Raw genomic sequence first — 23301 nt, 5'->3', positions numbered from 1 at the left:
TTTCTAAAACAACAACCTATGACTCTAATCAAATCTATCTCTGGTATCCGTGGAACCATTGGCGGAGGCGCAGGCGAGGGACTGAATCCGCTTGACATTGTAAAATTCACGTCGGCTTATGCCACTTTGATTCGCAAGACATGCAAATCGAACAGTAACAAGATAGTAGTGGGCCGCGATGCCCGCATCTCGGGTGAGATGGTGAAGAACGTTGTAGTCGGTACCTTGATGGGTATGGGCTGGGACGTGGTTGATATCGACCTTGCTTCTACCCCGACAACAGAATTAGCTGTGACAATGGAAGGGGCTTGCGGAGGGATCATCCTGACTGCATCACACAACCCCAAGCAGTGGAATGCACTGAAATTACTGAACGAACACGGCGAATTTCTGAATGCAGCCGAAGGACAAGAAGTGCTTCGCATTGCTGCGGCTGAAGAATTCGATTATGCAGATGTTGATCATCTGGGTTCTTATCGCAAAGATCTTACTTATAACAAAAAACATATCGACAGTGTATTGGCGCTTGACCTGGTAGATGTAGAAGCTATCAAGAAAGCTAACTTCACTGTAGCCATCGATTGCGTAAACTCCGTAGGGGGTATTATTCTGCCTGAACTGTTGGAACGTCTGGGAGTGAAACACGTAGAAAAACTCTATTGCGAACCGACCGGTAATTTTGCCCACAATCCCGAACCTCTGGAAAAGAATCTGGGTGATATCATGAACCTTATGAAGGGGGGAAAAGCAGATGTCGCATTTGTTGTTGACCCTGACGTAGACCGTCTGGCCATGATCTGCGAGAACGGTGTGATGTATGGTGAAGAATATACATTGGTCACAGTGGCCGACTATGTACTGAAACATACTCCGGGTAATACGGTATCTAATTTGAGCTCTACACGTGCTTTGCGCGATGTGACCCGTAAATATGGTATGGAGTACAATGCTTCTGCAGTAGGTGAAGTGAATGTAGTGACCAAGATGAAGGCAACCAATGCGGTGATCGGAGGTGAAGGTAATGGTGGAGTGATTTATCCTGCCAGCCATTACGGACGTGACGCTTTGGTAGGTATCGCATTATTCCTTAGCCATTTGGCTCACGAAGGCAAGAAGGTGAGCGAGTTGCGTGCAACTTATCCTCCTTATTTTATTGCTAAGAATCGTGTAGATCTGACTCCGGAAATAGATGTAGATGCTATCCTTGCTAAGGTAAAGGAAATCTATAAGAACGAAGAAATCAATGATATCGACGGTGTGAAGATTGACTTTGCAGACAAGTGGGTACACTTGCGTAAGAGTAATACCGAAGCCATTATCCGTGTATACAGTGAAGCATCGACTATGGAGGCTGCTGAGGAAATAGGACAGAAGATTATGGATGTAATCAATGAATTGGCTAAGTAAAGATTCTAAAAAATAATCGAAGGGCTGCATTGACAACGATGCAGCCTTTTTTATGAATTATAATGGAATAATCTTTTAAAAATCATAAGATTGTCCATCTTTTAAGAAATAAAGTCTATTTTTTGCGAATGATATTTCTTGTTCCTTTGTACCTTTAATTAACCTTCTTATATCGTATATCATGAAATTGAGACTTTCTTTGTTTACTGTAGTGGTCGGTCTATTTTTCTTGTTTTCTGCTATGTCGGCTACTGCTGCACCTTTTACCTCTTCTTCGTATCCTGCTTATACTATCCCTGTGGAACAGGAAGGAGTTCGACAGCCTGTAATACTGCTAAATGGAATCTGGCAATTTAAATATTCACCCCAAAGCAAATGGACTACAATTAAAGTTCCCGGTGAGGCAGCTATGCAAGGATATGCCATAGAACACGACAAGCCTTTTTTCTACCGGAAATCGTTTACTATTCCTGCCGATTATGCCGGAAAACGTATTATTCTCCGTTTTGACGGAGTTTACAGCCATGCCAAATTAAGTGTCAATGGGCAGTTGGTGCGCGAACATCACGGTGGCTTTACTCGTTGGGAAACCGATATAACAGCACAGGCCCGTCCAGGGAAGAAAAATGAAATACAGTTGGAAGTGACCGACCGGCTGGATGAAATCTCTTATGCTTCGGGATATGCACATCACCCTGTTGGAGGGATTCTTCGGGATGTGACTTTGTTCACGTTACCTGTTACCCATCTTTACGATATTAGTGTAGAGACTCATTTGGACTCATTGTACCGAGATGCTGTCCTTCGTTTTGCCTGTACATCTGCCGGAAATGAACCTGCTGAGGTCCGGTTGCAGCTGACAGCTCCTGACGGAAAACCTGTACAACTTCCTCAGGATTGTTTTCCGTTGAAGGCAGGAGCAGAAGAACAGGTCTGGTCACTGCCTGTTTCAAGTCCGTTGAAGTGGGATGCTGAACATCCGAATTTATATACCCTGACTGTTGTACTTCTGCAGGATCGGAAAGAAATCAGCCGTTTTATCCGTAAAGTGGGATTTCGTGAAGTTAAAATAGCAGGTAATCGTATGTTGGTGAACGGACAGCCTGTGAAATTGCGCGGAGCCTGCCGGCATGATATTCATCCCACTCTGGGACGAACCACTACCGCTGAATTGGACAGCCTTGATGTACTTCTGTTCAAAGAAGCGAACATGAACTTTGTACGTACGTCGCACTATCCTCCTTCTGAAAGATTCCTGGAATACTGTGACCGTTATGGGGTGTATGTCGAGAGTGAGACTGCTGTCTGTTTTGTAGATACTTATCGGCAGAAAAATTATGCTCCCGGTAAAACGCAAAGCAATCCCGAATATACTGACCGTTATCTGGGACAGTGTCAGGAGATGGTGAAGAGTTTCCGCTCTCATCCGTCTATTTTGTTTTGGAGTATCGGTAATGAGAGTGTGTATGGTACTAACTTTCAGCTTTGTTGGGACTGGGTGAAGGCAACAGACACGACTCGTCCCGTTATTTTCAGTTATCCGGGATCGGTAGACACAAAGGAGAAAATTTATGATATACTCAGTATGCACTATCAGGATGTGAACGGTACCCTTTCGCAATGGGGAATGAATACCCGCCACTTTCAGGGACATGGGATTCCTGCTCTTTTTGACGAATGGGCACATCCGGCCTGTTATACTTATTCTACTTTGCAGACTGACCCGAATATCCGTGAGTTCTGGGGAAAATCACTTGACATGATGTGGAGTGGACTGTTTGATGCGCCTGGAGGATTGGGAGGAGCTATTTGGGGATATGTAGATGAAACTTTTGCTTTGCCTGTGCCCAAGGCCGGTATTTCGTTCTGGAAAGAGTTTGCCCACACAGCCAAGCCCGAAGGCTATCAAGGTAATTGTGTAGGTTATGGTGAGTGGGGAATCGTAGATGTATGGAGACGTCAGAAACCGGAATTTTGGGCTACGAAGAAAGCGTATTCGCCTGTGCGTCTGTTAGTTGATGATATTCGTAACTTCACTTCCGGACAGCGTTTGGTGCTTCCGGTTTATAATCGCTTTGATCATACGAGCCTGAACGAACTTCAGATGAGTTATACTTATCGGGGGGTGAAGAAGAATTTTGCACTTCCGGCCATTCCGCCCCATCAGAAAGGGAGCATAGTGATCCCCGCTGACCGGTGGGAAGAAGGTGAGCATCTGTTGATTGAATTTTGGACGGCCGATGGAAGCCTGATCGACACTTACCGTCCGATACTCGGAACGGAGAAGATTGTTTTTCCACCTGTGCTTGACGGAAATAAGCTATCGGTGGAAGAAACCGGTGATTGGGTGATCATTCGTGGGGAAGGTTTTGAAATACCGTTCAGTAAAGAGACAGGGTTGATTACACAAGCCAAAGCCGGCGACCGGGTACTGATAGAAAAAGGACCTTTCCTGAACTTGTATATTAACCTGAATCATTTGACAGGAGCGGAAGTACGCAAAGCAGCTACGCGGTTTATGATTTTGGAAGAGGACTGGAAGAAAAGTGCATTCAGTTACCGGCAGGAAACAAACGGAGATGTATATATCGACCTTGCCGGAAATTATAAGGAGGTAACTGTTGATTTTTCGATAAAAATAACTCCCGATGGACAGTTGGAGGTGGATTACCTGACAGATGGAGCTCCCAACGGATTTCTGCGTGAAACAGGTTTGTCTTTCCATCTGGCAGATGCCATACAGCAGTTGGACTGGAAACGTAAAGGGTATTGGAACTATTATCCGGAAAAAGCTTTTGCTGGAAATGAAGGAAAGACTGCTTTATACATTTCGAAGCAGGCTGCTTACGGTAAAGAACCCCTTCAACCTTGGGGAGACGATACACACAACTATTATTATTGGGCAGATGCAGGAGCCAATTGCCGCTACCCGTTGACTCAAACCGCTAAGGGGATGAAAGAAAACATCTATTATTATACTCTTTCGACAGCTTCCCCTTCTATCCATCAGCTTTCGGTTTTGTCTACAGATGCTTCGGTGGCATGCCGGATCAATAAACAACCGGATGACCAACTGATCCTGTATGTCAACAATTGCTGGGATTATCCCGAAATAGCATGGGGGAATTTTTGCAAAACCCTTGAAGCGCTGCCTTGCTTCGGAAAAATAAAGATGAGGCTTAAATAATAATAATTCAATAAAACCCAAGAACAATACAATAATAACATGAAAAAACTGATTTTACTTCTCGTACTGATTTTTTCGTTGCCTGTCGCGGCGCAGAACTTTACGATCGGGAAGAATACCTTTCTTTTAAATGGCAAGCCTTTCACCGTAAAGGCTGCCGAGTTGCATTATACCCGTATTCCGGCACCTTACTGGGAACATCGCATCGAGATGTGTAAGGCATTGGGCATGAATACCATTTGTCTTTATGTGTTTTGGAACATTCACGAGCAGACTGAGGGTAAATTTGACTTTACCGGACAAAATGATATAGCAGCTTTCTGCCGTTTGGCACAGAAGCACGGAATGTACGTTATTGTCCGTCCAGGTCCTTATGTCTGCGCCGAATGGGAAATGGGCGGACTTCCCTGGTGGCTATTGAAGAAGAAAGATATCGTTCTCCGTACACTCGATCCTTACTTCATGGAGCGTACAGCTATTTTTATGAAGGAAGTTGGCAAGCAGCTCGCACCTTTGCAAATTACCCGGGGAGGGAATATCATTATGGTACAGGTAGAAAATGAATACGGTGCCTATGCTGTTGATAAACCTTATGTCTCGGCGATTCGTGACATCGTGAAAAGTGCCGGGTTTACTGAGGTTCCCCTTTTCCAATGTGATTGGAGCAGTACTTTCGACCGGAATGGTCTGGACGATCTGCTTTGGACTATCAACTTTGGTACGGGAGCCAACATTGAGCAACAATTCAAACGTCTTAAGGAGGCTCGTCCGGACACACCGTTGATGTGCAGCGAGTTTTGGAGTGGGTGGTTTGATCATTGGGGGCGCAAACACGAGACTCGTCCCGCCAAGAGTATGGTACAGGGCATAAAGGATATGCTCGACCGCAATATCTCTTTCAGTCTTTATATGGCACATGGGGGTACTACTTTCGGCCATTGGGGAGGTGCCAACAACCCTGCTTATTCTGCTATGTGCAGTTCGTATGATTATGACGCTCCAATCAGTGAACCGGGATGGGCTACAGATAAATATTTCCAACTGCGTGATCTGCTGGAAAACTATTTGCCTGCAGGTGAACAGTTACCGGCTGTTCCCGTAGCTTTTCCGGTCATAGAGATACCCGAGGTGAAGTTTACGCGGGTGGCTCCCCTCTTTGCCAATCTGCCGGAAGCGAAACAGAGCACGGATATACAGCCGATGGAAGCTTTCGATCAGGGATGGGGAACTATTTTGTATCGGACTGTTTTACAGCAGCCTGTAGATGCCGGTACGACGATGAAGATTACAGAAGTACACGATTGGGCACAGGTTTTTGCGGATGGTAAACTATTGGCTCGCCTCGATCGCCGTCGTGGTGAATTCACTTTGCAGCTGCCGGCTTTGAAGAAAGGGACCTGCATCGATATTCTGGTAGAAGCTATGGGGCGTGTCAACTTCGATGAATCCATCCATGACCGTAAAGGTATCACTGAGAAAGTAGAACTTGTCTGTGATAAGCAAACCACGGAGTTGAAGAACTGGACAGCTTACAATTTCCCGGTCGATTACTCATTTGTGCAAGACAAAAAATATAAAAGTGGAACGGCCCAGACAATGCCTGCTTATTATAAGGCCACTTTCCATTTGGATAAAGCCGGCGATACGTTCCTTGATATGAGTACCTGGGGTAAAGGTATGGTATGGGTCAATGGTATTGCTATCGGACGTTTTTGGGAGATCGGTCCGCAACAAACACTTTTTATGCCCGGTTGTTGGCTGAAAGAGGGAGAAAATGAAATAATTGTCCTCGATCTGAAGGGACCTGAGAAAGCCTCTGTTCGCGGTCTGAAGAAACCCATACTGGATTGGTTGCGTAATGAAGGTGCTTCTACCCATCGAAAGAAAGGTGAACAACTGAATCTGAAGCAGGAAATTCCTGTTGCTACAGGTACGTTTACTCCGGGTAACGGATGGCAGGAGATCCGTTTGGATCGTCAGTATACCGGACGCTTCTTCTGCCTCGAAGCTCTTTCGGCCCAAGACGGAAAGAAGGTCGCAGCCATTGCCGAACTCGATGTGTTGGGAGCAGACGGCAAACCGATTTCGCGTGAAAAGTGGCGGATACGTTATGCCAATAGCGAAGAGACGCGTAGTGGCAACTGTACGGGAGATAAAGTGTTCGATCTTCAGGAATCTACTTATTGGATGACTGTTGCCCGTGATGCTTATCCGCATCAGTTGGTTATTGATTTGGGAGGTGACTATACTGTAACCGGTTTCCGCTATCTGCCCCGTGCGGAAAAAGGATACCCTGGTATGATAAAGGAGTATCGGGTGTATGTCAAAGGGGAAGAGTTTCAATACTGAAACAGGAATTTCCACTGAAGATTAGGTAGATAGATTGTGAATGTTATAAGATCCAATTATAACATTCACAATTTATTACTCTATGCTGTCTGATTTCAAAATTACAGAGATGTTTTCTTGAACATATCTTTTCGGTTCATAGAAAAATATTCGGGGGAAAAATGGTAACATAATAAATGTTTTGTATCTTTGACCAAAACATAACTTTAAAACATGATGAACACAAAATCTTTTTTCATGGTTGCCATTAGCGTATTTGTTTTGGCATCTTGTAATTTAAATCAAGTCAACCAAACGGGTCTATTAACCGCTTCCGTTCGTGAAGCACTTCGTTCGCCGGCAACTTTGTCTATTGCTGATGAGATAGAGTCAGTCGAATATATCCCTTTAGAAATGACCAGTGACAATGCTTCATTGATAGACGGTGTAGTCGATTTTGCCATCACAAGCAAATATATTTATGTATTGGTGGGCAAGGAAGCTCGTATTGTACTGTTCGATCGCCAAGGACACTTCTTGCGTACATTTCTTCGCCAAGGTCAAGGTCCCGATGACTTTAATGGTATGATAGGTTTTATACAGGCTGATGAGACTGATAACCGTTTCTACGTCATCGGCAATAAGGTTGGCGTATATACATTGGAAGGCACGTTTGTGGAAGACCTACCTATAAATTCTCCCATCATCTATGCTCATCACCTCGGTAGTAAGCGCATTGGCGCCATCGCCATGCCTCTTATGCCTTTCCAGGGTGGCAGTTTTGGTATTGGTATATTTCAAGAGGATGGCGAGGCGATAATCACCAAGAATGATTTCTATTTGCCGTTGGTGCCTCGAGAAGATTCAGGCTTTACATTTGGAGTAATGGGTTCACCTTCAGGTGGAAAGCAGTCTTCAGTCTTGTTTAAAACAGCCAGTAACGATACTGTTTTTCGTTTGTCGGCAGACACCATACAGCCTGTTTTAGTGGCCGGATTAGGCAATTCGGATGAAGAGGTTATTCGTGGACTCAATATTCGAGATATTAAAAGGTTTCCTGCTGATGGCGATATTTTTGTAAGCGATATTTTTGAGACACCTCGTCGTTTTTATTTGCGCATGATGTTGAATAAGAAGTATTATGTGGCTTCGGTGGATAAACACAGTGGAGAAACAGTTGTGGAACAGTGTGATATTCCTGAGACAAGTGCTTCCAACTTAGCTGATATCAATATGCAGTTAGGCATGGTAGGTAGTAAGGGGTATAACCAGTTTCCGGTATGGGGGCGTTCTTTAGGAAATAATCTGGTGCAGGTTGTGACACCTTACGAGATAGAGACGTTTGAAGAACATACAAAAATTACTATACCACAAGAATTGCAAAAGAGAAACACGAATGAAAACCCGATTTTTATCATATATAAGATAAAATAATATTCTTAATATATCGGACTCCTTGGATAAATTCCCTGTTGTTTCAGGTTATGGTTTGATTGCACTTTTGCATCTGTAACATTGCAATAACCTTTTTTCTGAGCTAATACTATTAGGGTATTGGGGATAGCCTATTTATCTATCTGTTCTAAAATACCATTGATATATGCGATAACTACCCCATAGTTAGTCATCGGGACACCTTGCGTTTTAGCTTTGGCTATCCGGTTCAGAACGTGTTTGCGGTTGAACATACATGCTCCACAATGGATAATCAGGTCGTAGCAATTCAAGTCCTTAGGGAAATCATTTCCGGAAACAATATCGATATGCAGTTGCTCTCCGATCCGTTTGCGCAACATTCGCGGAAGTTTCACTCTGCCGATGTCTTCGGACAGGGGAGCATGGGTACAGGCTTCGGCTATCAGGACACGGGAGTTTTCCGTCAGCTGGTCTATGATATACGCTCCTTCGGTATAGTAGTCAATGTCTCCCTTGTACCGGGCGAATAATACCGAAAAGGAGGTCAGCCGGCTTTGTGGCGGCTTTTTCTCGTATACGGTCCTAAAGATTTGTGAATCGGTGATGATCAGTGCAGGAGGGGCTGACAAAACATTCAGGGCACTGTCTAACTGGTCGGTAGTGCAACTCAGGGTGATGCACTTCTTGTCGAGCAATTCGCGTAGCGTCTGTACCTGTGGCAGGATGAGCCGTCCTTTGGGAGCTTGAATATCTTGTGGCATGACGAGTAGAACTACATCGCCTTTGTTAACCAGATCGCCCACAATATCCGGCTGTCCGCCCAGTTCCGGTAGTTTTTGGAGGATGGACCTGCAGATAGAGTCCATGCCTGTTTTCTCTTTGGCGCTGACAATCAGAGGACGTTCTCCTGTCTGCCGTTCCAGTTCGTTGGCTGTTTCTTCCGGGTTTTCTGACAGATCGGCTTTGTTCAGTATCAGTAGATAGGGGATGCCTTTTTCTTTCAGCAGTTCTATCCATCGCTTCTCTTCGGATAACTCCGTATCACAACAAACCATCAGTGCAATGTCGGTTTTGTCCACTGCTTGCACAGTCCGTTCGATACGCAGGGACCCCAGTTCACCGTTGTCATCGAATCCGGCCGTGTCGATGAATACACACGGGCCGATGCCGTGTATCTCCATCGGTTGGTATACAGGGTCGGTAGTGGTACCGGCGATATTCGATACCAAAGCAGCATTTTGATTGGTCAGTGCATTGATCAATGACGACTTGCCACTGTTTCGCTTACCAAACAGGGCAATATGCAGGCGGTTGGAGAGCGGAGTTGTTTTCAAAATCTGAAATCCCTTTCTCCCGCTGCTATTTGCTTCAGGTTTTCCAAGGCCCTTTCCCGGATTTTGGGATTGGGGATGTGTTGCATTTCTTGTTTTATCATGGCCGCTCCGCGGACTTTCGTTTCTTCCGAAGCATAATCTTCCAGATACTCCTGTAAGGTCATCAGCGCATTGGGTGAACAGCAATTGGCTATTTGCCCCGATTTGACAAGTGACATAAACCGGTCACCTGTACGTCCCGCACGATAGCAGGCTGTACAGAAACTGGGAATATATCCGAGTTTCAGAAGCCAGTTAACTACTTCGTCCAGTGTACGGGTATCGCTGACATCGAACTGCGCAGAATTTTCCTCCGGAGTTTCCGTTTCGGCATATCCACCTACGCTGGTCCGTGAGCCTCCGCTTATCTGTGAAATGCCCAGATCGAGTACTTTTTCACGGGTTTTTTGTGATTCGCGTGTAGAGATGATCATGCCGGTATAGGGGACGCTGATGCGAATGACCGCTACTATTTTCCGGAAGATTTCATCGGAAATAGCATTCTCGAAGTCTCCGGCATCGATGTCGTCTGCCGAACAGATACGTGGAACGCTGATGGTATGTGGTCCCACACCATAGACAGCTTCCAGATGTTCGGCGTGCATCAGCAGGCCTACAAAATCGTAACGATATGTATTCAGTCCGAACAGGACTCCCATTCCCACATCGTCAATTCCCCCTTGCATGGCACGGTCCATGGCTTCGGTGTGGTAGGCATAGTTGCTTTTGGGGCCTGTGGGGTGCAACTGTTCATAGTTCTCTTTATGATATGTCTCCTGAAAGAGGATATAGGTGCCGATACCCGCCTCCTTCAGTTTGCGGTAATTTTCCACTGTTGTGGCGGCGATATTTACGTTCACCCGGCGGATAGCTCCGTTTTTATGATGAATGCTGTAGATGGTGCGGATAGATTCCAATATGTAGTCGATGGAGTTACGCACCGGGTCTTCGCCGGCTTCAAGTGCCAGACGTTTGTGTCCCATATCTTGCAGGGCAATCACTTCCCGGCGTATTTCTTCCTGAGTCAGTTTTTTGCGGGCGATAGTTTTGTTTTTGAGATGATACGGACAATATACACAACCGTTGACACAATAATTGGATAGGTAAAGCGGAGCAAACATTACGATGCGGTTGCCGTAGAATTTTTGTTTGATTTCTTTGGCAAGACGAAATATTTCTTCAGTCAGGTCCTCTTCAACACATTCCAGCAATATGGCAGCTTCCCGGTGGGTGAGTCCTTTGCAAGTGCGGGCTTTCTCTATCAGTTCCCGAATCAGTTTCCGGTCATTTCGGTGCGCACGGGCATACTCCAGAGTTTCAATTATTTCCTGATGGTCGATGAAGTCGGTGGCATCAGGTGAATCTACTTTATACATATCGTTTATTGATTAGTCGTTATAGTCTCCCCTGCTGTAGTCGATGTGGTATCCGACATCTGCCAGTTGCTTTTCCAGCAGGGCAAGTCCTTCGGCAGCTTCGGCACCGAAAGCTACTTTCTGGTCGTACAGGTCATATTTATTTCTCACAATAATGGGTGACAGATTGGGCATGACCACATTGGCTCCGGCAAGGATGCCACGTACTCTTCCATCCGGTGCCAAGCTTGCCAATGCCGTTGTCGAAGGGATCAGCGCCTGGGGGTGCATCAGCCTGAAGATGGAAAGCAGTAACAGGGTCAGTTCCACGCTGCCCGGATTTTCGTCACAAAATGGAGTTCGCTGATGGGGAATGAAGGGGCCGATGCCAATCATTTCCGGATGAAAACTTTCAATAAAGCGGATATCTTCTATCAAGTATTCTACAGTTTGAAGAGGGCTGCCCACCATGATACCTGTTCCTGTCTGATAACCGATTCGTTTCAGCTCGTGGAGGCATTTGATACGCCTCTCGTTGGACATTTCGTAAGGGTGCAGACAATAGTAATGTCCCCTGTCGATTGTTTCGTGACGTAACAGGTAGCGGTTGGCTCCTTTCATGAAATAGCGTTCGTAGGCTTTCGATGGTTTCTCGCCGATGGATAATGTAATGGCACACTCCGGATAGCACCGGCGGATTTCCGCGATGATCTCCTCCATGTCGTAATCAGATCGTTTCGGATCTTCTCCTCCCTGAAGAACGAATGAGCGAAAGCCGAGCTTGTAGCCGTGTTCGCAGCAATCCAGAATCATTTCTTTGCTGAGGCGGTATCGGTCGGCTTGCCAATTATCTTTCCGGATACCACAGTATTTGCAATTGTTCCGGCAGTGATTACTTATTTCAATGAGTCCGCGTATGTAGACCCCTTTTCCAAAGTGTGCGTTTGCCACTTCGCGTGCCTGCAGGTTGATGTATGCCAGAGTTTCGTCATCATAATGCGATAGCAGGTGTGCAAACTCTTCGTTGGTGAGGGTGTGTTCCTCTTTTAATTTATCTATGAGTCTCTTCATATGATTCGCGGCGTTTTATCAGTTCCTGGTTCAACTGCCGGCGTCCGCCGACAGCGTCATTATGGGCGCTGGGGCCACTGATACATCCGCCTTCGCAAGCCATGACTTCGATGAATTGTCCTTGCGCTTTGCCTGTTTTGGCAGCAGCACGCAGTAAACCTATGTTTTTCTTATTCAGGTCTGAAACCTGGATGGCAGAGAATCTCTTTGCCTCTTCGCCCAGATATGCCTGAATCGCTCCCATCACGCCTCCGGCTTGTGCGAAGCCGTGTGCTTCGCGCACTGAAGTGTAGAGTACAGAGAACGGTTGTGTCTGTTCAAGCTGGATATCCAATCCTTCGAAGATGGAAGCCATTTCCTCAAAAGTGAGTATATAGTCTACACATTCGTCGCGACGGGCTTCTTTACGTTTGGCTACGCATGGGCCGATGAATACGATTTTTGCGTCCGGATGGCGTTCTTTGGCGATACGGGCGGCATAATACATCGGTGATCCGGTAGAAGAAACATAAGGCTTCATTCCCGGTATATGCTTGTTTACCAGTTCGATGTAGGATGGGCAGCAAGAGGTTGTCATGAATGGTTGTCCCTCTTTCAGCTTTTCTTTCAGTTCGGCAGCTTCGTGGCTTACGGTATCCATGGCTCCTTGAGCCACTTCGACCACATCGGCAAATCCCATTTGGCGGAGTGCACCGTATACTGCCTCGATCGATGTGTTGAATTGTCCGAGAATGGAAGGAGCGGGAATTGCAACCATTTTTTCACCGCGGCGGATACCTTCGAGCACATCAAAGGCTTGTGAGATTTCGAAGATAGCCCCGAAAGGACAAGCGTTGAGGCATTTGCCACAGTAGATGCATTTGTTTTCGTCAATGTGTTCGATACCGTTTTCGTCTTTGCTGATGGCTTTCACAGGGCAGGCTTCTTCGCAGGGTACCGGAATGAATACGATGGCGTGGTACGGGCAACTTTGATGGCATTTTCCACAACTGATACAGGCGTCATGGTCGATCTTTGCCTGTCCGTTTTTCCGGAAGCGGATAGCGTCTTTAGGACAGTTCATGTAGCAACTGCGAGCCACACAACCACGACAGAGGTTGGTTATCTCGTAATTGACCTGTACACAGGATGAACACGCCTCGTCGATGACACAGAGTATGTTTTCTTTTTGTTCGTTTTTACGCTCCAGGGCGTGACGGGCATACTCTGAAAGCGGAGTGAGTTCATCTGTTTCATCTGTCATGTCGAAGCCCAACAACGGGAACAGCTTGTATTTGTACACTGCACGCTCTTTGTGGATGCAGCAGCGTCCGAGCGGGCGTGAACGGCGTGGGCTCAGTTCAATGGGAAGTCTGTCAATTTCATTAGTCAGTTTGTTCTCTTTCCAGAGATTTACCAGTTTTGCCAGCAACTTGTGGCGTACAATCATTACGTTGTTGGTGAAAGCCATATTTGAGTATTTAGAATTAGGGTTACAAAGATACGGCTTGCAGGAGTATCCTGCAAGCTTGCATTAATATTTGTTTTTTATTCCTTAATTATTTAACACAGAACCACTCTTTAAACTCGGCTACACGTGCCTTGCTCACCAGAATCTTTTCCCCCGCAACCGGATGACGTAGATTGATGGAGAGGCGGCTGTTGAACCAGAGGTCTATATCTTTGATAGCTTCTCGTGAAAGCAGGTATTGTCGGTTTGCGCGGAAAAAGAGTGCCGGATCCAGACATTCCGTCAACTCATCAAGAGTCTGTGGAAAGGAGTATTCCGTATTATCTGTCAGGACAGCTTTCACCTGGCAGTCTTTGATATAGAACAACATGATCATATCGACCGAAACCGGGAGTAGTTTATCCCCTTTCACTGGAATCAGGAAATGGGTTTTATAGCTTTCTTGTTTTTTTAATGAACGTATCAGTTTCAACAGTTCGTCTGTTTCCAGGCCAGCGGGTCCGGATGTGTTGGAACTAAAGAGAGATAACTTTTCCAGTGCCTGTTCTACATCTTTTCGTCCGATGGGTTTCAGCAGATAATCGATACTGTTGACTTTGAAGGCCCGTAAAGCATATTCGTCGTAGGCAGTCGTGAAAATAATGGGACATGTGATGTGGATGTGTTCGAATATCTCAAATGCCGAACCGTCCGCCAGATGGATATCCATAAATATCAATTCAGGCATAGGGTGGCTGGCAAACCATTCGATGGTGCCGGCAATGCTGTCGAGTTCCGTCACCATTTCTATTTGCGGACAGACTTCGGTGAGGAGTGAAGTCAGATTCCGTATTGCTGCTTTTTCGTCTTCAATGATAATTGTTTTCATGGGTATTTCCGGATGAGGGGTATACGAACGGTAAAGTTACTATCTTCTGTGATTTGTATTTCCTGCCGGAACAAGAGATGGTAACGTTTGTCGAGGTTAGCCAGTCCGATGCCGGTACCGGTGGCTGCTGTCAGTTTAGGTTGGATAGGGTTACTTACAGAGAGGCTGCCCTCCGGATCGGTGACGATTGTGATGGTGAGCGGACGACGGTTACTGATTTCATTGTGTTTTACAGCGTTTTCAATTAACATCTGTATCGACATAGGTGGTAGAAAATAATCTTCAAGGTTACATTCTATGTCAATTTCGAATTGCAGATTATCTTCAAAGCGCATTTTTAAAAGAAAGATGTAGGCCGATACAAAATCCATTTCTTCACGTAAGGTGACAGATTGAGATTCGTTGCCTTGCAATGTATAGCGTAATACGCGTGACAATTCTTGAATGTAATCTTGTGCCCGGTCTTGATTTTCACGGACGAGTGAACGCAGCGTGTTGAGCGAATTGAATAGCATATGTGGATTCAGCTGGTTTTTCAATACTTCGAACTGGTTGCGTATGTTCTCTGCCTGCAATTGTTCATTCTCAATGATTACTTGTTGTTGACGGCGGATCAGGTAGATGATGTAACAACTGCTGGTGACAAGGCATGACATGATAAAATCGCGTAATGGGTGCAGGTAGTGGTGTACCATGGCATCGATTGCGGGAATATCGAATGTTTTGTGCAGATAGACAAAACATTGTCCCAATAGGTTACTCAATATCCAGGTCAGTACAAAAGAGAGAACAATCTTTTGCCACGTGATTTTCATCGAGGTCTGATTGAAATGAAACAATCTTGTGTTGACAGCGAACAGGGCCAATAGTGAGAGGAAAGTGAAGATAATCTCGTTGGCTACATCTGCAAATTTCATGCCCGGGAAAAGGGTATGGCTCTCAAACCCGTCAAAGAGGGAGACGGATTCGGGGAAGTGGATAAGTACCGCCACAGCCATTGAAATGATAACCGTGGACAGAAGGTATTTATCGTTATATAGAGCTCTGATTCTTTTCATGGGAACAAAGATAAGATAATCTACCGGATTATTTCTGTATTCTTGCTGTTACATACATGCCGGGACGGAACTGTGGAGCGGTGCTGTCAATCCGGGCGTATACTTCGAGTGAACGACTCGTTTCATCTACTTTCTGCCCGATTGAGACCAAGGTAGCTTTAAATACTGTTTTGCCCATGCCGTTTACCCGGAATTGGACGGGGCTGCCTACCTTCATATCTGCCAGGTCTTTTTCATAAGTTGTCAGGCAGAGTAGGGGAGATGATTTGTCAATGACCTCACAAAGCGCTTCTCCGGGTTGAATGTATTTGCCTATATTCATGGTTACATCGCTGATATAGCCGCTTATAGGAGCTTTCACCTGCAACAGAGGCTGTATACCACTTTTCAATAATTCTTCAGGGGTAATACCTAATAAGGAAAGTTGTGCAGCTGTAGCTTCCAGTTTGCTTTTCATTGATAAGTAGTCTGCTTTGCTTTGTTGAAACTTTTTTTGCGAAGCGGCCTGTTCGGCTGAGAGTGACTTTTGGCGTTCATATTCCGCTTGCAAATATTCTGTTTGGGCATGACTGTCAAGGTAGGTCTGTTGCAACATGATGAAGTCCGGATTCTCAAGGGTTGCCAGCAGGGTACCTTTCTGCACCTGTTGTCCCGGTAAAAGTGAAGTGTTTCTTACTACTCCTCCCATGGTAAGGGCTACGGTGGCCTGGCGTTGGGGAGATAGTACGATAGTTCCGTTGAAAGATACTTGATTGGGTTTTGAGGTGGCTGATGTAATTCCATCCACTTGCGTAGCAGTAGTATCTGTTTGTACCTTAGCGATGGAAGGAGCTGTTGTTGCTGTTTCGGAAGTTTGTTTTGTCTCTTTGCATGCTATAAGAGCCAACAAGAGAATGGGATAAAATATTCTTTTCATATTATTTATGTTTCAACAGGTTATTGATAAAGTTCATACTCCAGTGAGGCGATGTTATATTGATATACCGTTTCGATATAACCTTTGCGTATTTCACGTGCGGCACTGACCGATTGGATAAATTCCGCGATGCTCGTTTCGCTGTGTTGCAATTGTAGATTAGCCACCTTGATTAATTCGTCTGCTTCTTTGAGTGCAGACGAGGTATAAAACCGGAGACTCTCTTCGTGACGGCGTAAGGTGGCACTCAGTTCAGTAACTTTATTGTTCAATTCGCGAATATTGGCTTCTGCTTGTATTTGTGCGGCAGAAGCGGCAAGTTTTGCTTGTTTGATCCGGCTCTTTTGTGGTAAGAAGTAGATAGGAAATGATACCCCCACCATCCATGCATTCAGGTTTTTCAGGGGCAGAATATTTTGGCGGCTATATCCTATGCTGAGTTCCGGAAAGAAACGACTGCGCTCTACGTTCAGTGCTGCCCGTGTTTCGGAAATCTGGCTGTTGAAAAATCCGAGATGGGCTTCGGATACGCTTCCTGGCTGAATATTTGTCGGGAAGAGCTGCATGCTCGTGTTTTCCGGTATGATGGGCGCATCTGCGTAGCAACTCCATTGAAAACGGGTAAGAGCCATTTTTTCTTCTTCTTGTGCCTGAAAGAGTCGGTTGTGCAGGTCCGCAGCCGATGTAGCCATCATGTTTTTTTCCAACAGGGTGATTTCTCCTTGTTCGTATCTCAGTTCGCTGATGCGCTTTAATTCAGCAGCCATGCGATCTTGGTCGCGATAAAGTGAACATATTGCTGAAGCATACTGATAATAAGCCCATGCACGTTTTACTTCTGCCGTTACTTCTTTTTCTACCATTTGGCGGTAGTAAGTGCCGGTTTGTACTTGACGGTTGACAAGAGTATTCTTGTAGAACGGTGTCAATAGTGAACCCAGGTTTTGTTCGAGAACCATTTCTTTATCTTTCTTGTTTTCGCCGTTCAGTTGTCCCCAGGAGTAACTGAATGTGGTAGGGGAGGCTTCTACAATCTCGCCTCTTGTGGCCTGTGCCTGCCGGATGGCGGTTGTGGCTGTCTTAAGCCTTGGATGGTTCTGTCTGGCTATTTTTATTGCTTGTTCCAGGCTGACGGTTTGTGGCGCTTGTGCTGTGACGGTGGCACTCAGCAGAAGTGCCGGCAGCAGGATGAACAGATGCAACCGTCTCTTAGGTTGTTTCCAACCGGCACTTGTCGCATTTACTATTTTATAAAAAACCGGAAGGATAATCAGGGTCAATATGGTTGATAGAATCAAGCCTCCGATTACAACAGTTGCCAGTGGGCGTTGTACTTCAGCTCCGGCGGATGTGGCAATGGCCATCGGTACGAAACCCAATGAAGCTACCAGCCCGGTTAGGAATACCGGACGTAGCAGGTGTGGTGTTCCTTTTTTTATAATCTGATTAGTGGTCATGGCATATTTATTTTGTTTTCTTAAGTCGTTGAAGTGGTTAATCATCAGAATTCCATTGAGCACAGATACCCCAAACAATGCGATGAATCCTACTCCTGCCGAAATACTGAACGGGAGTCCGCGTAGCCAAAGAGCCAGGATACCACCTATTAATGATAATGGCACTGTAGAGAATACCACCAGTGTATAGGTTACATTCTTGAAAGCGAAGAATAAAATCAACAGGATCAACATCAGGGCTACCGGTATTACGATAGTCAGTGTACGGATGGCGTTCTGCAGATTTTCAAACTGCCCCCCGTATTCAAAATAATATCCCGGTTTCAACCGGATGTTTTTGTCCAATGTTTGTTGGATTTCTGATACTACCTGTTGAATGTCGGCATCGCGCACATTGACTCCGATCACGATGCGGCGTTTAGTGGCATCCCGGTTAATTTGGAGCGGACCGCTTACCAGGTCAATACTTGCCACTTCGCTGACAGGAATCTGTACTCCTTCTGAAGTACGGATAAAGAGTTTATCGAGGTTCAGGTCTGCCACTTTCTCTTGATCGAGGCGTACTACCAAATCGAATCTTCTTTCGTTTTCAAATACTACTCCGCTTACTTCGCCGGCATAAGCTGTACGGATCATTGTGTTTAATTCCTCGATGTTAATGCCATAACGGGCTATTTTCCCCCGGTTGTATTTTACTACCAGTTGGGGTAATCCCATGGTTTGCTCGACAATGACATCGGCAGCGCCCGGAATCTGTTCGACAAACTTTGCAGCCTCTTTCGCTTTTGCATAAAGTTCGTGAGTGTCTTCGCCGTATAGCTTGACCGCTATGTCAGCCTTAGCTCCGGTCATCAGCTCGTTAAAACGCAACTGAATGGGTTGAGAGAAGTTGAATTCTGCACGGTTCTCTAAAGGCAGGAGGGCTTCTTTCATCTTTTCTATCATTTCCGCCCTGCTCGAAGCAGAGGTCCATTCCTTGAAGGGTTTCATTACAATCATCACATCGGCATCTTCCACAGCCATTGGATCGGTAGGAACCTCGGCAGTTCCGATTTTGGCAACTACATGTTTGATTTCCGGAAATTGATCCATCAAAACCTTTTCGGCCTGGTTGGATACTTCAATACTTTCAGAGAGTGAACTTCCGGCCGGTAATGTCATTTGCATGGCAAAATCGCCTTCGTCCAAAGTAGGGATAAATTCTGCTCCCAAACGTCCGAAGAGTAAGAAAGAACCTATTAAAGCAGCGAAAGCTATAGTGACTGTCTGCCATTTGAAACGCAGGCAGAAGCATAGGCAACGTTGGTATATGACATTAAGTTTTTTAAAGAAACGGTCGGCAAACGTAGGTTTTACCACAATGGTGTGTTTCAGGAAGAGGGAAGCCATCATCGGTACATAAGTCAGAGAGAGTAATAGGGCTCCGATAATGCAGAATACCAGTGTCTTTGCCATTGGAGTAAAATATTTTCCTTCAATTCCGTTCAGAGTCAGGATGGGGAAGAATACGATCAGGATGATGAAAACGGCAAATGTAGCCGAACGTACTACCCCCGAAGCACCCTTCTCCACTTCTTCATCCATTTCTGTTTTCGATAAAGTGCGGCCTTTTAGTTTATTGCCGTAGAGGTGAGCTAATATACCTTCTACTATTACAATAGAACCGTCTACCACAATACCGAAGTCGATGGCACCGAGACTCATCAGGTTGGCTGTCACACCGAAAATACGCATAAGGATAAATGCAAACAGCATGGCCAGTGGGATAACTGAGGCTACGATGAGCCCTGCACGTACGTTACCCAGGAAAATGATAAGTACTACGAATACGATAATTGCACCTTCTATCAGGTTGTGTATGACGGTGGAGATATTTCGGTTGACAAGTTCCGAACGATTCAGATAAGGCTCTATACTTACCCCTTCGGGTAATAGTTTCTGTATTTTTTCCACCCTTTTTTCCAACTCTTGTGTCACAACGTTGGCGTTGGCTCCTTTCAACATCATCGCAATGCCTCCTACACATTCACCATTTCCGTCTTTGGTCATTGCGCCAAACCGCTTTGGAGCTCCAAAGCGGACAGTACCTACATCACTAATGTGCACAGGAATGCCGTTGCGGTTGGCAACAACAATCTGCTCGATGTCTTTAGTGCGGCTGATCATTCCCTCTGAACGGATATAATAAGCATTTCGAGCCTTCTCAATATAGCTTCCTCCGGTGTTCTGATTGTTTTTGCTTAAAGCTTCGAACACCTCACCGATGGTGATATTCAGCGAAAAGAGCGCATCCGGATCAACGGCTACTTCATATTGTTTCAGGTATCCGCCAAAACTGTTAATTTCCACAATACCCGGTATGCCGGATAATTGGCGTTTCACCATCCAATCCTGAATTGTGCGGAGTTCCATCGCATCATATTTGTTTTCGTAACCGGATTCTACCTTTAGGATATATTGGTAGATTTCTCCCAATCCGGTAGTGATGGGCATCATTTCCGGCATACCCAATTCCGATGGAATTTCTCCTGCTACGGATTGTATCTGTTCGTTAATCAGTTGCCGGGCATCCAAGGTCGGTACACTCTCTTTAAATACAACTGTCACTACCGATAGTCCGAAGCGACTTACCGAACGGATATCTTCCACATTCATGATATTGCTCATGGCAATTTCGATGGGCATTGTGATCAGTTGCTCTACTTCCTGTGGGGCAAGTGTCGGCGAGACAGTTACGATTTGTACCTGATTGTTGGTGATGTCCGGTACGGCATCAATTGGCAAGGTCATCATCGCATAAATGCCTCCGATAAGAAGAAAGAGGGTAGTGAGTCCTACGAATAGTTTCTTCTTTATAGAAAAACGTACGATAGCTTTAAACATAATCCTTAAGTGTTTGAATATCGGTACAAAGGTAGATCGCTGAAACTTTTGTTGTTGATGAAAAATTGCGAGGTGGAAAGATTGGCAGGTGAAATGGTAAAATGTGGGAATGAAGTGGAACGGAATTGTTGAAAAAGGCTATCTTTGCATATCAACAACACATCACAATAATAAGATTATGAAGAAAAAAGCACTTTCCTTGCTGGCATTCATCCCGGCATTTACGACAGTGACGGCTCAACATCCGGCAGTACCGGATGTATGCGCACTTGTCAATCCCATCATCGGAACCAATGGTATGGGGCACACCTTTCCCGGGGCCTGCGCTCCGTTCGGACTTGTACAGTTGAGCCCTGATACGGATACAATTCCTCACAATGTGGATGGAGTTTATCAAAAAAATGCATATGAATATTGTGCCGGGTACCAGCATCGCGATCAAACAATAGTAGGATTCAGTCATACCCACTTGAGTGGTACGGGACATTCTGATCTGGGAGATATCTTGATTATGCCTGCTACAGGTGAATTGAAACTGAATCCCGGAAGGGCGGACACCCCAGACGAAGGATACCGTTCCCGTTTCAGCCATGAAACTGAAGTGGCTCGTCCGGGCTATTATGAAGTGGAGCTTACAGATTACGGTATAAAAGCACAGTTGACAGCTACCCAACGGGTAGGGATACATAAATATACTTTTCCGGACGGTGCCGACGGACGCATTATTCTTGACCTGGTACACGGCATCTATAATTATGACGGGAAAACGTTGTGGGCTAATATACGCGTAGAAAATGATACATTGCTGACGGGGTATCGTATCACGAACGGGTGGGCCCGCACCAACTATACTTATTTTGCCATATCCTTGTCTCAACCCATCAAAGACTATGGATATACAGATAAAGAGAAGGCTTTGTATAAAGGATTCTGGCGACGGTTCAATTCCGACCGGAATTTCCCGGAAATGACCGGACGGAAACTGGTGGCTTATTTCAACTTCGATACCCGGCAGAATCCGGAACTGATAATTAAAGTCGCTCTTTCGGCCGTGAGCACAGAAGGGGCTTTAAAAAATTTGCAGGCTGAGGCTGGCGGAAAGACTTTCAGCCGGCTGGCAGCCGAGACACATTCGGCATGGAATCGTGAATTGGATGTGCTTGAGGCCAAAGGAACCCCCGACCAGCTTGCCATGTTTTATACTTCACTGTATCATACGATGATTAATCCGTCTGTCTATATGGATGTAGACGGTAGTTATCGCGGGCTCGATCATAATATCCATACAGCCGAAGGATTTACCAATTATACTATTTTCTCCTTATGGGATACGTACCGTGCAGAACATCCTTTTTTGAATTTGCTTAAACCCCGGCAGAATAGAGACATGGTGCAGTCTATGATTCGGCATCAGCAGCAGAGTGTGCATGGCATGCTGCCGATATGGAGTCTGATGGGGAATGAAGGCTGGTGTATGAGCGGTTATCATGCTGTATCTGCTTTGGCTGACGCGATTGTCAAAGGTGCCGGAATATCTGTCCGGGAGGCTTTGCCGGCGATGGATCATACGGCAAATGTGTCTTATTATGAAGGCATTGAATCGTATAAACGATTGGGATATGTGCCTTTTGATCAGAGTGGAACGGCTGCATCTACTACGTTGGAATATGCTTATGACGACTGGACCATTTACCGGGTGGCTTTGTTGGCGGGAGATAAACCGTTAGCCGATATTTATAAGAAAAGGGCGGATAATTATCGGAATGTTTTTGATGCTTCTGTCGGTTTTGCCCGCCCTCGCTATAGCAACGGTGAATTTAAGAAAGAGTTTGATGCTATGCAGACCTACGGTGAAGGTTTTATTGAAGGAAACTCATGGAATTTTTCTTTCCATGTGCCGCATGATGTAACCGGATTGATCGGGCTGATGGGTGGTGAAAAGAAATTTGTCAACCGGCTGGACACACTCTTCTCTATGGCACTTCCCCGGAAATATTATGAAAAGAATGAAGATATCGCCGAGGTGAGTTTGGTAGGAGGGTACGTGCATGGCAACGAACCCAGTCATCATATTCCCTATTTGTATGCATGGACTTCCCAGCCCTGGAAAACACAATATTGGGTGCGTGAGGTGATGAACCGGATGTACAAAAATGATATTGACGGCCTGGGGGGCAATGACGATTGCGGGCAGATGTCTGCCTGGTATCTGTTTACGGCAATGGGATTCTATCCCGTTTGTCCGGGTACCGATCAATACGTGTTGGGAGCACCTTATCTTCCATACATCCGTATGAATCTGCCTAATGGAAACACTTTTGAGATAAAAGCGCCGAAAGTGAACGATCGCAACCGCTATGTTCGACAGGTAAAGCTCAACGGAAAAGTTTACGATAAAATGTATATTACCCATGCCGATCTCTTGGCAGGGGGAATACTTGAATTTGAAATGTCTGCTTCTCCAAACGAGAAGAGAGGGCTTGCCAAGGAGGCTAAACCTTATTCGATGTCTGAGGAGTAGAACGTTTTCAA

Annotated in this window: 13 protein-coding genes; 5 read left to right on the top strand and 8 right to left on the bottom strand. The window is 45.6% G+C overall.

Going from position 1 to position 23301, the window contains the following annotated elements:
- The first annotated feature begins 18 nt into the window (after positions 1-18).
- The 4 genes from glmM to DBK98_RS00260 all read left to right on the top strand — a co-directional run bounded on the left by glmM (position 19) and on the right by DBK98_RS00260 (position 8356).
- On the top strand, positions 19-1407 hold the full coding sequence (gene glmM, locus DBK98_RS00275; RefSeq protein ID WP_005808542.1) for a phosphoglucosamine mutase: 1389 nt from the start codon (positions 19-21) through the stop codon (positions 1405-1407).
- A 181-nt stretch (positions 1408-1588) separates the two neighbouring features.
- A complete protein-coding gene (locus tag DBK98_RS00270; protein ID WP_032536976.1) occupies positions 1589-4594 on the top strand; it encodes a glycoside hydrolase family 2 TIM barrel-domain containing protein in 3006 nt (1001 codons plus the stop codon).
- Positions 4595-4633: 39 nt separating this feature from the next.
- The gene (locus tag DBK98_RS00265; protein WP_005821879.1) at positions 4634-6943 is read left to right on the top strand and encodes a beta-galactosidase; all 2310 of its coding nucleotides are present in this window, start codon (positions 4634-4636) and stop codon (positions 6941-6943) included.
- 216 nt (positions 6944-7159) lie between these two features.
- A complete protein-coding gene (locus tag DBK98_RS00260) occupies positions 7160-8356 on the top strand; it encodes a 6-bladed beta-propeller (RefSeq protein ID WP_005821878.1) in 1197 nt (398 codons plus the stop codon).
- 131 nt (positions 8357-8487) lie between these two features.
- Here DBK98_RS00260 and hydF read toward each other — a convergent pair whose 3' ends face one another.
- The 8 genes from hydF to DBK98_RS00220 form a co-directional block, all read right to left on the bottom strand.
- Positions 8488-9672, bottom strand: coding sequence for a [FeFe] hydrogenase H-cluster maturation GTPase HydF (gene hydF, locus DBK98_RS00255; protein ID WP_005821877.1), 1185 nt, complete (start codon positions 9670-9672; stop codon positions 8488-8490).
- On the bottom strand, positions 9669-11087 hold the full coding sequence (hydG, locus tag DBK98_RS00250) for a [FeFe] hydrogenase H-cluster radical SAM maturase HydG (protein WP_005781494.1): 1419 nt from the start codon (positions 11085-11087) through the stop codon (positions 9669-9671). Before hydG ends, hydF begins: the two co-directional genes overlap by 4 nt.
- 12 nt (positions 11088-11099) lie before the next feature.
- On the bottom strand, positions 11100-12137 hold the full coding sequence (hydE, locus tag DBK98_RS00245; RefSeq protein ID WP_005808535.1) for a [FeFe] hydrogenase H-cluster radical SAM maturase HydE: 1038 nt from the start codon (positions 12135-12137) through the stop codon (positions 11100-11102).
- A complete protein-coding gene (locus DBK98_RS00240) occupies positions 12118-13587 on the bottom strand; it encodes a monomeric [FeFe] hydrogenase (protein ID WP_005808533.1) in 1470 nt (489 codons plus the stop codon). The genes hydE and DBK98_RS00240 overlap by 20 nt, the downstream gene beginning before the upstream one ends.
- An 88-nt stretch (positions 13588-13675) precedes the next feature.
- Positions 13676-14455: a LytTR family DNA-binding domain-containing protein gene (locus DBK98_RS00235; protein WP_005781490.1), complete on the bottom strand. Its 780-nt coding sequence runs from the start codon at positions 14453-14455 to the stop codon at positions 13676-13678.
- Entirely contained in the window at positions 14452-15513 is a 1062-nt protein-coding gene (locus DBK98_RS00230) for a sensor histidine kinase (RefSeq protein WP_005808531.1), read from the bottom strand. The genes DBK98_RS00235 and DBK98_RS00230 overlap by 4 nt, the downstream gene beginning before the upstream one ends.
- Positions 15514-15541: 28 nt before the next feature.
- Entirely contained in the window at positions 15542-16429 is an 888-nt protein-coding gene (locus DBK98_RS00225) for an efflux RND transporter periplasmic adaptor subunit (RefSeq protein WP_005808529.1), read from the bottom strand.
- A 20-nt stretch (positions 16430-16449) separates the two neighbouring features.
- Positions 16450-20769, bottom strand: coding sequence for a CusA/CzcA family heavy metal efflux RND transporter (locus DBK98_RS00220; protein ID WP_005821874.1), 4320 nt, complete (start codon positions 20767-20769; stop codon positions 16450-16452).
- 178 nt (positions 20770-20947) lie between these two features.
- On the opposite strand from DBK98_RS00220, the gene DBK98_RS00215 reads away from it, so the two are divergent.
- Positions 20948-23290, top strand: a complete 2343-nt coding sequence (locus tag DBK98_RS00215; protein ID WP_005808525.1) for a GH92 family glycosyl hydrolase — start codon at positions 20948-20950, stop codon at positions 23288-23290.
- Positions 23291-23301 lie beyond the last annotated feature (11 nt).

The organism is Bacteroides sp. PHL 2737 (genome assembly GCF_004115325.2).
Lineage (GTDB): Bacteria > Bacteroidota > Bacteroidia > Bacteroidales > Bacteroidaceae > Bacteroides > Bacteroides hominis.
The sequence above is the reverse complement of the archived record's forward strand: the minus strand, read 5'-3'. Positions and strand labels throughout refer to the sequence as shown.